A 13572-nucleotide genomic window follows, 5' to 3' on the forward strand; every position below is an offset into this window, starting at 1 on the left:
GCACAAGATTATTTAAGCAATGAAACAATCTATGCAATAATAGTGCAGAAAATGATGCCACTTGGGCGAATGGTCAAAATCGGGTGTTAAATCGCCCTGTCAAGATCCTCTATAAGGTCTTCTACATCTTCAATTCCAACAGAAAGCCGGATCAGTGTATCTTTCAATCCACTTTTTAATCTTTCTTCCCGGGGAATAGACGCATGCGTCATGGAAGCAGGATGACCGATCAGGGATTCAACCCCGCCAAGGCTTTCAGCGAGGGAAAACAAATGGGTGCCGCTCAGCACTTTGAGTGCACTTTCCATCCGGTCATCTTTCAGGGTAAAGGAGAGCATACCGCCGAAACCGCGCATTTGTTTTTTTGCTACAGAATGGTTGGGATGAGACGGAAGTCCGGGCCAGTACACGCGTTCAACTTTAGGATGTGCAGACAGAAATTCTGCAATTTTTGCCCCATTTTCACAATGGCGTTGCATACGAAGATGCAGGGTTTTGATCCCGCGGAGCGTCAGAAAACTATCCTGAGGGCCAGGTACCGCGCCGCAGGCATTCTGGATAAACCGAATTTGCTCGTTGAGCGAATCGCTACTGGTAATAATTGCCCCCATGACCACGTCGGAGTGGCCATTGAGATATTTGGTGAGCGAATGGACCACCAGGTCTGCTCCCAGGTCGAGGGGATTTTGCAGATAGGGCGAGGCGAAAGTATTATCCACCACCACCGTAATCTGGTGGGCTTTGGCGATTGCCACCATTTCACTGATGTCAATCACATTCATCAGCGGGTTGGTAGGTGTTTCTATCCATACCATTTTGGTCTGTGGAGAAATAGCAGCCGCAAAATGGGCAGGGTCAGACATATCGATAAATGTAGCGCGGATACCAAAGCGGCCAAAAACTTTGGTAAATATCCGGTATGTGCCGCCATACAGATCGTTGCAGCTAATCACCTCATCGCCCGGATTGAGCAGTTTGATGATTGCGTCGGTTGCAGCCATACCCGAAGAAAAACAGATGCCGTATTTTCCATTTTCCAGCGCAGCCAGCGATTGTTCGAGCGCGGTACGTGTTGGATTATGCGTTCGGGAATACTCATATCCCTTATGATCACCGGGAGCGGCCTGTACATAGGTACTCGTCTGATAAATCGGCGTCATGATAGCTCCGGTGGCAGGATCGGGAGAAACCCCTGCATGTACTGTCTTTGTACCAAATTTCATCTGAATTTTTCTTCTTATATTAAACCATTCTACTAAAACATCTGTAAAAGTAAGGAAGATTTACAAAACTTAATTCTCCAATGGCTAAATTGAACGCATCCGAAAGCAAAATTCTCGACGAAATCGCCGCATGGAAAGGCTCAGGCCCCAGTTTCCTAAACCGCGCCACCGATTTTGTCAGCCGCCCGATTAGTTGGGTAACGGATAAACTAACCCCTGAAGAGGTAAAAGGAAGTGTTTCCGGTCTCACTGAAAAAATTGTTGAAAAATTACAGGACGTTACCCAATGGACGGTAAACTCTACCGAAATCCTGAAGGCTACCCGTGAATTTGAAATAACGGCCACCAGTGTCCCCGACCTGAAAAAATCATCCATTCACGATCTGGATCATGTCGCAGAAAAATTTATTGACCAGAATACCCGTATGGCAACGCTGAGTGGTGTAGGAACAGGCCTCGTGGGTTGGCCCGGACTCATCGCTGACCTGCCTGCATTGTTTACATTCTCCATTCGCACCATTTACCAGATTGCCCTTTGTTATGGTTTTGACCTCAACGGGGAAAATAGCACTCCCGAAGATAAAGCCTACGAAATGGAATACATGATGCGTATTTTCAAAATTTCCACCTCTTCTGATACGATTCAAAAACAACGCGCCCTCGCTGAATTAAAGGATTTTGAAGCAGGCAGAAATTCGGAAGTATATGGAGAGGTCGCAGGAGATTATACCACCAAACAATTGGGACGCAATGCAACCAGTTTTATTTCCCGAATGATCATTAAAGAAATCGTTGAACGCACGATCACCAAAAAAGCCATTGGTTTGGTACCCGGTCTGGGTGCAGTATTCTCCGGAGGATTTAACTACGTGTACATGAAAGACGTGGGAGAAGCAGCATTTATGTTGTATCGGGAGCGCTTTCTGCTGGACAAAAAAGGTCGCAAAAACACGATCAATATTCAGATTGAATAGCGTCCAGCACACCGCTGACCAGTTCGCCAATGTCAAATGCATCCCGGTCGGTCGTAACCCCCAATCTCACCACCACCACATCCCTTGAAGGGACAATTACGACATACTGTCCATCGAAGCCGGAAGCATAATACATGTCTTCCGGCAGATTGGGCCAATAATGATAGCCATTATCATCAGGTACAGGTTTTGTCCCATTGGTCCAGAAATGAGCCCCGTATCGTCCATATGGATCAGTTGTCGTTCTTTTTCGACTATAGTCCACCCATCCTTCTGACAAAATACGATCGCCGCCCCACACGCCATTGTTGAGAAATAACAACCCAAATTTCGCCCAGTCCCGGGGCGTAGCATAACAAAAGGAGGAGCCCACAAAAGTCCCCGAAGCATCCACTTCCATGACAGCCGAAGACATGCCGATCCGGGAAAATACATTTTCGTAAGGCATTCTCAAATAGGCATTATAGTCCTGATACAAAAAGCGGAGGTATCGGTTGATGATATTAGTCGTACCGCTGGAATAATTCCAGACTTCATCCGGCTGATGGATCAGCGGCTTGGAGGCAGCGTAAGCACCGGCATTTTCAACGGTAAACAGCATCCGGGTTACATCAGTGGATGATCCATACATTTCATTAAATTCCAGCCCGCTGCTCATCCGCAGCAACTGGTCAAGCGTAAGGCTTGCACGCGGGTCGCCAGATGCCCATTCCGGGGCATATATCGGTTGGATAACCGATACCCTGCTTTCTTCCGCCAGTGAACCCAGGATTGCATTGGTAATACTTTTAGTCATGGACCACCCCCGCTGGGGCGTATTTTTATCAAAACCGGGCGCGTATTGTTCGCCAATAATTTTCCCCCTGTACACGACGACGACTGCATTTGTGCGTTTTAAGCCGTTGGGATTATTTTCTTCGAAGGCCTGCTCAACGGCCAATTTCACTTTTTCAATCTGTACATTCTCCGGCACGGGCAACGTATCCTTGTCTCCCGTGGGCCAGAACATCGTATCCGTTGCAGGAAGTTTGGTGCGGGGATTGGCGTATGGCTGATTTCGGAGCGAATCTTCGGTTATCCCCAGTACAAGTGTACAACCCAACCCTTCCCGGAATATTGCCGTCTGCTTTGCCAGACCCAGCAATGAAGCTGAAGCACTTTTGGCATCCCGGTTCACTTTCACCCGTGTGTTTCGGACGGCAAACCGATCCAGTTCCATTTTCCGGACAGACTCTTCGTCCCGGTCAGCGACAAAAACACAGGAGCACATCGTTTTGGCGGCAAACCCGGTTGCAACCGGCAGCAAAGAATTGGAAAGCCAGATAATAACAGCGATCAAAACCATCAGAAAGAACAATACCGGGAAAAAGAATTTTTTTCGAATTTTCATGATATATCGGGATTGAAAAAAGCCTTACAATAACATTTGCACAATTACTTTATCCATGTAAATTTAGAGTTAAGACCCGGAATAAAAAGTATGATCATTCGAAATAATAATCCCCGCCCAAACAAATCTATCCCACATTTTCTCTATACTTTTCTTTTATGGGTATTTTTTTTTCTGCCAAATACATGTATTTCGCAGAAAACGACAGAAGAAGCCATCCAGCTGCAACATCGCGCTGATGCTTTTCTGGATTCCGCGCAGTGGGACAGCTCGCTCAAATACTACCGTATCGCAGGGGAATTTTACAGAAAGACCGCACAGTGGGAAAGTTACCGGCGATGCCTGCGCGGAATCAGTAAAGTGGCTATCGGAGAAAAAAAATATGACGATGCGATTGTATCTCTCCGAGAGGGAATCCAGGTATTAAAGCTTGCACCGGGAAACCACGGGGATCAGACGGATCTGGCGCTTCATTCTCTTGCGACGATGTTGCAGGCAGCGGGAAAGTACAATCAGGCTAAATCGGTATTTCTGGAAGAACTCTCTGTCGCGACGAAAGTTTATGGAGCTGAAAGTGATGATGTTGCCGGAATATTGATGGATATTGGAGGAATTGACTACCTGAATAAATCCTATAAATCTGCCATTAGCTATTACCTCCGTTCTTTGGAAATGATGGAAAAAATCAATCGCCCGGTGGATGAAGTTATGGCTGGCCTGCTGAGCAATATTGCCATCTCTTACCAGCAAATTTCAAACAATGAATCTGCGTTTTTTTTCCAGCGAAAAGCCATCAAAGCCAGAATTGACCTGCTGGGTGCAGACGACCCCTATGTGGGTGATTCCTATCAGGCGCTTTCCAATATTTTCAGAAATACAGGCCAGGGAGACTCGATGATGTATTACCTGAATAAAGCGAAAGTTATTTACGAAAAATCATCAGAAAGTCAGGATTACAGACTGATGGTGTTGGCAAGTAATACGGCAGATTATTATTTCACGAGGGAAAATTATGAAACGGCCCTTTCATTTTATTTACAGGAGCAGGCTCATGCACTCGCTGCCTTTGGAGAGAATCATCCTTTAATCATCAATTCGAAAGTAAAGATCGGCAAAGCTTATGCAGGCCTTGGAAATGTAAGAGAAAGTATATTCTATTTTCAGGAAGCATTGGATTTTGTGGCTCTTTCCACGGAAGTTAGTGAATCCTTTGTTGCCACCATTTACACAAATATCCAGCAATTATACTTTAATACCCATGATTATCGCAATTCATTGGATTTTGCATTCAAGGCGCTGACCATTCAGCTCGGGGCTTCTGATGAAGATCCGGAAGCGCTTGCAGAGTTGTACGGCAAGATTGGAACCCTTTATGAGCGAATGGGAAATTTGCCGCTCGCTGTTCGTTATCTGGAAAAAAGTCTGGAATTGTACAGGATTTTATCAGGAGAAAACCACCCGGCTTTCGCAAATGTATTGATTGAACTGGCCGTATCCTGTGCTGCTACCGGAGACTACCCACGGGCATTTCTCCTGATCAATCAGGCACTGGAAATTCAATCCCGACAATACCCGCCTACTCATATCAATATAGGTTTGGGTTTTATCAATCGGGCTAAAATCCTGCGGGACTGGGGTAAAACAGAGGATGCGCTGACAGATTACAACCGGGCACTTCGGGTTTTCGAGCATAATCAACAAGCAGGGAAATCAGATATCTACCTGACGTACAACAGTATTGCCAAAATACTTCATAAGAAAAATCTCCTTTGGGAAGCCCTTGATCAAAATCAAAAAGCCTTCACAATTGCTTACCCCAATTTTCACCCCAAATCGATCCATGATCTTCCTTCGGAAAATAAAGCCTATAATCATGCGGTAGGAGAATTTCTTCTTTTTCAGGAAAAAGGAGAAATTCTCCTTGACATATCCAAACAGAAAAATAACGATATCCAGTATGCTACATCTGCATTTGAAAGTCTGAAAATGGCGATGAAAATGGCAGAAGCTATCCGCAATAACTATCAAAAAGAAGACTCCAGACTTGTTTTCCAAACTCAGACGCATGCACTCTATGAAACGGCTATTGAAGCTGCATGGGTGTTATATGAAGCAGATTCTACCGACCAGCTGGCAGAAGAAATTTTTGCAATCACCGAACGCAGCAAATCCGCAGCGCTCAATGATGTTTTCCGCCAAAACCAGGCAAAACACTTTGCCGGCATACCCGATAGCCTTGTGGCGCTGGAAAAACATTATTTACAGCTCATGCTGAGCTACGAAAATCTGCTGGCAAAAGAAACAAACAAAGGCCCTGCCATGAACCGGGAATTATTTGAGATCAGAGAAAATGCCTATTCTGCGCTTTCTGAAAAATATAAAACCCTTCAAAATTATCTACAGAAGAACTATCCTGCATATGAGGCGTTGGTGATGAAACAGGAAATCGTTCTTCTAAACAGCATACAGCAAACAGCAGTAGAAAAAAATAAAACACTGGTGAATTATTTTTTGGGAAATAAATCTCTTTTTATCACCGTAGCAGGTAAAACCAGATTTATACGCCGTGTCCCTTTACCGGAAAATTTTGAAGATCAGGTCGTTACCTTCCTGAATCTGGTCAAAAATCCCCACGCTGAACTGAAGGCCTTTTCCAATGTGGCAGTAGACCTGTACAATCTTTTGATAAAACCCATCGGTGAGGAAATCCAGACTCCGGCACTGGTGATTGTACCGGACGGGTTGCTTACCTATCTGCCTTTTGAAGTTTTGATTTCCGCAAAAAATGAAGACACCAATTGGCGTACCCTTCCTTATCTTTTTCAAAAATATGCCATATCTTATGCGTTTTCTGCCAGCCTGTTTGCCCATTTATCCGACCAGCCATATTCCCGCAAGCTGAGAAATCGTTACCTGGCATTTGCGCCTTCCTTTCAAAATCAGCATTATTCCGGAGACTCCCTTTATGCTTCAGCGATCAGAGGATCGGATCTGGCAGAACTCCCCGGAACAACCCGGGAGATTCAATTACTGAATAAATATTTTCAAGGAACCCAATATACCGGGGATGCCGCAAATGAAGCTGCATTTAAATCTTTGTCCAGGGGTTATTCGATAATCCACCTGGCTACCCATGCCATCGTCGATGACAACTATCCGGAAAATTCCCGGCTCTTGTTTTCGCCAACACCCGATAGCGCGCTGCTGGCAGAAGGCAATGAAGGCGATCTGTACCCCTGGGAGATTTTCCCACTACAGCTCAATGCTCGTATGGTTGTACTGTCTGCCTGTAATACAGGTTTTGGAAAACTACAGAGAGGGGAAGGTGTCATGAGTCTGGGAAGAGCATTTGCTTATGCAGGGGTACCCGGGATTGTGATGAGTCTTTGGCCGGCAGAAGATGCTGTTACCGCAGAGCTAATGGGTTATTTTTATGAATACCTGGCAGAAGGAGATGCCCGCGATGAAGCCCTGAAAAAAGCCCGGTCCCGCTATCTGGAGACAGCAGAACCGGATGCACTACGCCCTTTTTACTGGGCTGGATTTATATGCCAGGGAGATACTACGCCTTTGGTTTCTGTCCCATATTGGGGATACCTGATAGGTATCACGGCCTTATTACTCTGCGCTTTTAGTCTCCTGGTTTATTTTTTACGAAACAAAAAACTCACCAATTCTTTTCCCCGACATACTCAAGTCTGAATTTTGCATTTTCTGAAACTCCGGCAAACTGGTAAAAACGGCCATTGCTATAGGTTGCGTAGTATTTTTCTTTGTGATGTTTAAACCGAAAGTAATAATAGCCAGGTTCATTGGGAACAGGAATCACCATGACTTTTTCATTCGCCCTGTCGTCCACAGCATGCTGCTTCATAAATATCTGCGCATAGTTTTTATCTGCATGCCCTTCTACATTCCAATCATATCCGGCCAGTGTCGAAACCACATAAAAATAGTTTTTCTCATTACTGGGAATCACCTGCCAGTATTTTTGGGGGAGGCTTGTAGCAACCGGTTCTTCTCCTTTTTCGACTGAGGTTGTGCCCAAAGCCTGTCCTGTTGGTTTATGGATCAACATAAACATAGGGCCGTTCATCCTGATCTTTTTCCGGCTTTTGTCAGAACCTGTAAAGAACTCATCCATTTCCTTTACAGCCTTTTCAAAGGCATTCTTCGAGCTACCCCAAACTCCTTCAATGTCTTTGTCAAGACCAGTAACGAGTCCGGCTGCATAGTTGGCTTCTCTGCGAATAGCAGCCTCAATCTGTTTGACAATACCTCCAGCATTGGGATTTAAGACAACATTAATAATTTGTGAATTCCCAAAAACGGTAAACTCTATTTTTGCACTTATAGAGGATTGAATATCTGCAAGCCGCCCCGAAAAATCCAAAGACTTCACCGAAAATCCGTTTACCAAAATTCTGCCGAGGCCTCCGGACTGGCGGAGTTTGTTTTCCAGATCTGCCGCATCCGCAACAAAAGTAACAGAACTATTGGGCAGGGGTGTGGAAAGATTGGTAACTGAACCTTTTAAAGATCCCCTGATTTCACCAAACACATTTCCATACATGTCAAAATCATAACTGGAAGGCGTAAGTTTCAGATAGGTGTTTGCAACCAATCCTAATACGATTAACCGCCCATCTACTCTACCGATTTCAACCTTTGGATCATTGGAAGCAGCTATCCGGTTGAGATTATCGATTGTCATATCCATTCTCATTACAGGATTGCCCACGCCATTTGCTCCGGTAAATTCAAAGGTATTTCCCATCCTTACTGCATCTGCAGTACCAGTAACCAACATCCCCTGCTGATTGAGGTTAAACAGAAAATCAGCATTCCACCCCAACACATTTTTTTTCATTGCAAATGACATCCCGACAGGATAACTTTTCCCAAGTACGGTTGCCCCACTCAGATTAGGCACTATATACATATCAGCTTTGGAAGGTGCTATGATATGAAAAACCTGATCCACTTTTGCCGGAATGGTTATCGCAACATTCGTCAGAATTTCCAGCGCTTTCCCGGGGGCAAAATTGTCAATACCGCCAATAAATACAGAATTCATCGGGTTGTTGACATCAACGTTTACCACTACATTGCCTCCCATCTTTCTATTGGGCTGATTTCCGAGCTGCCAATTGCCACTCATTGCCAATTGTGAAGGATAACCCGAAGCCACGTTGATTTTGCCGCCAATTCCCAGGTTATCAAAATATACCGGGATGTTGATCAATGGCGGCTTGTACATTCCTTTGTCTCCCGTAAGTCTCCCGGTAAGGCCAACATTTCCTGCAACTTCTGCAGAAAGCGAACCATAAAAAGTCAGTGGCTGCCGATCAACCATAAAGCCGAGTTCGACATAAGGCTCGATATTGATGGCATTTACCTGAACCGGGATTTCAGTGCTTATTCCTACTTTCTTAAACGACATTCCCCAACCATCTTTTTCAAACAACTTCATCTCTGCCTGATAACTCCCATCGAGAAAAAGTTTGCTTAACTGGGCATTCCCGTAAACGGTAAACCGGGGATATTGATTCTGGATTCGCACGGGTAATTGATAACCACTCACAATACTAAATCCTTGTCTGAGAGTGGAAGGAAAATTTGCGCTCAGCGCAAGACCACTATAAGCACCTGAACTAAAATCAGAAGTTGCCAAAGCGATCACAATATTATTGATTTGGTTGCGGACTGCATTCAATGGCTTTAACTGAGGCGAGATTGATGCATAATCCAGCTGGCTATTGGTTTTGAAAGCAATCATCAGGGCTGGCACCCCCGTGATATCAGCAGAAATCCTTCCTTCCATTTCCGCCTGTCCATTTAAGGGTTTTCCCGAAAGTGTCACTTTCTGACTGGTACCACTTTGACTAAAATTAAACTTCAGATCATTTACATTCGCCAGATTCATCGCACTGGCAAGGTTTTTATTTTTTATGGAGGCGAAGGACTGAATCAATTCCGCAAAACCTATAGGTTTGGTAAAGGTCAGATTTATATCCAAAAAATTGTCTCCCGCATCCAGACCTGCCTGAATATTTACAGGAACCCCTGCGATTGTAGCCGTTGCCGTATACCTGGCTCTATCTATATTTTCATTTGTGATTGCACTGATTTGAGAAACCTGAAATACCTGTTGCAACCGGGTTTCCAGTTCGCCAGCAGCAGCAATCCGGGACATAGGAGTATTTGAGGGAAAGGCCTGGCTTTGTACAAAGAGCAAAGCCAGAAAGGCAAATCCTAAAATTCGATTCATGCGATACATAATGTTAATGATTAAGTTATGTGTTGTTGTTATGAAAAATTTTGAAATCATAACCCTTACTACCCTCAGAATTCAAAACATTACCCGCTGGGTAAAAAAAAATATAAATCACTGACCAGCATTCGTATAAATTTGCCTTAGATTTGGAAAACCTATGATTGGGAGAAGAACATATACTGAAAAAGATATAGTTGCAGGTTTACGGCAAAGTGATCCCCGGATTGTAGGTTTTTTATACAAAAATCACTTACCGGCAGTCGTTGGCTACTTAAAAAGGTACAGCTGCAATGAGGAAGAGGTAAGGGATTTGTTTCAGGAAGCCATGATGGTCCTCTTTCAGCGAATACGATCGGGCAACTTTTCAGAAGTTGCTTCTGTCAAGACCTTTCTTATAAGCGTTTGCCGCAATCTCTGGTTTAAAAAGTCCCGCAAGCTCAAAGAAGAACAACTAAATGACGATCAGGAATTTCTGGACCCTGACAAGGATACGCTTGAAGCTATTTTCCAGATAGCAGAGTATCGCCTATATTTTCATTATTTTAATTCACTGAGTGAACAATGCAAAGGTGTGCTGGAGAAATATTTTCGAAAAGTCCCCATGCAGGAAATTGCTGACCATTTTAATACAACACTTTCCTATATCCGGAAAAAGAAATTTACCTGTAAAGAGCAGCTAATCCAGTCAATAAGACACGACCCCTCATTTAAAGAGCTGATTATCAATGATTAATGAACATTACGACAGCCTGATTGAAAAGTATTTTTCAGCGACGCTTACGGATGTTGAAAAAGCTGAAACGGAACGTTTGTACCGCGAAAATCAGACCTTTCGCGATGAACTCGATCTGCAAAAAAAGCTCCGCGCCATCATCACAGATGATGAGATGCATAAGTTTGTCCAAATACTTAAAAAGACAGATAAAGAAACCCTGGTATCGACATCTCGCAAATTCCTTCCACCAATGGTTTACGCAGTGGCTGCTGCGATTGCCCTGCTGATAGCTGTTTTCCTTTATTTCAATTCTTCCGGGACACCGGATGCTGAGAAACTATTTGCAGAAAACTATGTCCCCTATCAATTCAAAACCACCATAAGAGGAAATGGGCAGGACAGCTTACTGGCGAAGGCTACCGCCGCTTATCAAAGCAGGGATTATCGCACAGCCACTGATATTCTTGAGCAACTGAGTCTGGCGGATACTTCAGAAATCGCATATTTTTTTTATACAGGCATGTCTCAGCTGGCAGATAATCAATTTGCAAATGCTGCAATAAATCTGGAAAAGGTACTCAGAACCCAGGACGATCAATTTTCCCAACAGGCAGAATGGTATCTGGGACTCATCCGGCTGCGCCAGGAAAACAAAACGGCTGCAATACAGCATTTTCAGTCAATCGCAGCCCATACAGGTCATTACCGGCAACAGGAGGCCAAAGGGATTCTGAGCAAAATATCGTCCTGGAAATAAATCTTTCAGGGGGAATGTTTATTTTGGTCAAAATAATTCCCTATGCCCACCCCACCCTTCAACCGCCGAAAATTTGTAAAACTTACTGCTGCCGCAGCGGCAGGATTCAGCCTGATTCCTTCCGGATGGACATCTCAACCCTTTGAATCTGTTTTATACGACTCTGCTATGCCATCTATCAATACAGAACTCAACATGATCGGTGCCTACGGTCCGTGGGCAGCTTCGATTGTCGGGGATAAAATCCCTTCTTTTTCTTTCCGCAACGAGAAGTTTAAAAACCTCGCCAAATGGAAAAAAATCGCCCGGGCCAAAGTCCTCGAAAGAATTGCCTCTCCCGACACGGGAGGCGTACCGGTCGTCACCATTCATAAAACCTATACCTACGACGGCCTTCAGGTAGAAGAAATTTCCTGGCAGTTGCCCTATGGCAAGCCGACAGAAGCCATTGTGCTCAAACCCGCAGGTGCTACCGGGAAACTCCCTGGAATTCTCGCCTTCCATGATCATGGAGGAAATAAGTATTTTGGAAAACGCAAAATCACCAAAACTTCCGACCAGCAACACCCGGACATGATTGTCCACCAACAGGAATACTACAGCGGGAAAGCCTGGGCCAATGAAATCGCCAAAAGAGGATATGTAGTGCTGGTATCCGATGCTTTTCCATTTGCCAGCCGGAGAGTCATGCTCAATGATGTGCCCGAATACAACCGAAACGGTCTGAGTGACGAAAATCCTGAAGACTCCAAAAATATCGAAGCCTACAACCGCTGGGCGGGAGAACACGAACACATCATGGCCAAATCACTTTTTTGTGCCGGCACCACCTGGCCAGGTGTATTTCTGGCTGAGGATCAACGGGCGTTGGATGTATTATGTGCCAGAGAAGATGTGGACAGTGAAAATATTGGTTGTGGCGGGCTGTCTGGCGGCGGTATGCGTACCGCATTTGCCGGAGGGCTGGATCCACGAATCAAATGCGCGGTCTGCGTGGGTTTTATGTCGACATGGAAAGACTTTTTGCTTCATAAGTCATTTACCCATACCTGGATGACCTATGTACCCCTGCTTCCTCCGGAGCTTGACTTTCCAGAAATATTGGCCATCAGAGCGCCATTGCCCACACTGGTTCTCAATGACGAAGACGATTCGCTCTATACCCTTCCGGAAATGAAACGCGCCGACAACATCCTCAAAGAAACCTTTCAAAAAGCAGGAGCCGGGGACCACTATCGCTGCTCTTATTATCCCGGGCCCCACAAATTTGACGCAGCCATGCAAAAAGAAGCTTTTGACTGGTATGATCAGTGGCTGAAAGGGTAAGCGTATCTCTAGAATTGAACAGGGTAAATATTTTCATGAAAAACCAATCGGCGATCCAAACCAGTATCTTTAGCATCATCCTGAATATTTTGCTCGCAATTGGCAAATGGCTGGTCGGTTATTTGGGCCATTCCTATGCACTGATGGCCGATGCGATTGAATCTACGACAGATATATTTTCTTCGATGATTGTGTATATGGGGTTAAAAATCGCTGTAAAACCCGCCGATGAAAATCATCCCTACGGACATGGCAAAGCAGAACCCATCGCCACGTTTCTGGTTTGTACCTTTCTTGTATTTTCGGCTATCCTGATTGCCGTGCAAAGTATTGCACATATTCGCACACCACACAAAATTCCGGAAGCCTATACCTTGTATTTTCTTCTGGGGATCGTACTGATTAAGGAAATCGCCTACAGAATCGTTTCCCGCAAAGGAAAAGAAACAAAAAGTACCGTACTGGAAGCTGACGCCTGGCATCACCGCAGCGATGCCATTACCTCACTTGCAGCTATGATCGGTATTTCTATTGCATTGTTTGGCGGAGATGGGTACGAAACCGCCGATGATTGGGCAGCTTTATTTACCTCCGTCGTTATTCTGTACAATGCTTACCTGATTTTCAGACCAGCACTGGGGGAAATCATGGATGAACACCAGTACGATGACCTGGTTTTTCAAATCAGAGCCATATCCCGGGAAGTAGAAGGGGTGATCGACACGGAAAAATGTTTTGTGAGAAAAACCGGTTTCACCTATTACGTCGATTTACATCTGGTAGTAAATGGGAATATCAGCGTAAGAGAAGGTCATACCATTGCACATAATCTTAAAGATTCCCTTAAAGTCCATATCCCGGAAATTGCCGATATTATCGTCCATGTTGAGCCTGACCGAGAATAACTTTT

Annotated in this window: 9 protein-coding genes; 6 read left to right on the plus strand and 3 right to left on the minus strand. The window is 44.7% G+C overall.

Going from position 1 to position 13572, the window contains the following annotated elements; translation table 11 throughout:
* Window positions 1–86 precede the first annotated feature (86 nt).
* On the minus strand, window positions 87–1223 hold the full coding sequence (locus R3D00_19020; protein MEZ4775285.1) for a cystathionine gamma-synthase: 1137 nt from the start codon (window positions 1221–1223) through the stop codon (window positions 87–89).
* An 80-nt stretch (window positions 1224–1303) separates the two neighbouring features.
* On the opposite strand from R3D00_19020, the gene R3D00_19025 reads away from it, so the two are divergent.
* Window positions 1304–2197, plus strand: coding sequence for an EcsC family protein (locus R3D00_19025; protein ID MEZ4775286.1), 894 nt, complete (start codon window positions 1304–1306; stop codon window positions 2195–2197).
* Here the strand turns inward: R3D00_19025 and R3D00_19030 are convergent.
* Window positions 2178–3587 carry a serine hydrolase gene (locus R3D00_19030; protein MEZ4775287.1) on the minus strand — a complete coding sequence of 470 codons (1410 nt, stop codon included), beginning with the start codon at window positions 3585–3587 and terminating at the stop codon, window positions 2178–2180. The genes R3D00_19025 and R3D00_19030 overlap by 20 nt on opposite strands.
* A 90-nt stretch (window positions 3588–3677) precedes the next feature.
* Between R3D00_19030 and R3D00_19035 the strand changes: the two genes are divergently transcribed.
* On the plus strand, window positions 3678–7289 hold the full coding sequence (locus R3D00_19035) for a CHAT domain-containing tetratricopeptide repeat protein (protein ID MEZ4775288.1): 3612 nt from the start codon (window positions 3678–3680) through the stop codon (window positions 7287–7289).
* Here the strand turns inward: R3D00_19035 and R3D00_19040 are convergent.
* Window positions 7255–9858, minus strand: coding sequence for a hypothetical protein (locus R3D00_19040; GenBank protein ID MEZ4775289.1), 2604 nt, complete (start codon window positions 9856–9858; stop codon window positions 7255–7257). The two genes, R3D00_19035 and R3D00_19040, sit on opposite strands and share 35 nt — an antisense overlap.
* Before the next feature lie 163 nt (window positions 9859–10021).
* Here R3D00_19040 and R3D00_19045 point away from each other — a divergent pair, with 163 nt between their 5' ends.
* Genes R3D00_19045 through R3D00_19060 form a run of 4 tightly spaced genes read left to right on the plus strand, consistent with a single transcriptional unit; the run spans window position 10022 to window position 13567 of the window.
* Entirely contained in the window at window positions 10022–10597 is a 576-nt protein-coding gene (locus tag R3D00_19045) for a sigma-70 family RNA polymerase sigma factor (protein MEZ4775290.1), read from the plus strand.
* Complete coding sequence (locus R3D00_19050; GenBank protein MEZ4775291.1) at window positions 10590–11336, plus strand: hypothetical protein; 747 nt, start codon at window positions 10590–10592, stop codon at window positions 11334–11336. Before R3D00_19045 ends, R3D00_19050 begins: the two co-directional genes overlap by 8 nt.
* 42 nt (window positions 11337–11378) lie before the next feature.
* Entirely contained in the window at window positions 11379–12662 is a 1284-nt protein-coding gene (locus R3D00_19055) for a hypothetical protein (GenBank protein MEZ4775292.1), read from the plus strand.
* A 35-nt stretch (window positions 12663–12697) separates the two neighbouring features.
* The gene (locus R3D00_19060) at window positions 12698–13567 is read left to right on the plus strand and encodes a cation diffusion facilitator family transporter (GenBank protein ID MEZ4775293.1); all 870 of its coding nucleotides are present in this window, start codon (window positions 12698–12700) and stop codon (window positions 13565–13567) included.
* Window positions 13568–13572 lie beyond the last annotated feature (5 nt).

This window comes from Bacteroidia bacterium, assembly GCA_041391665.1.
Lineage (GTDB): Bacteria > Bacteroidota > Bacteroidia > J057 > J057 > JAGQVA01.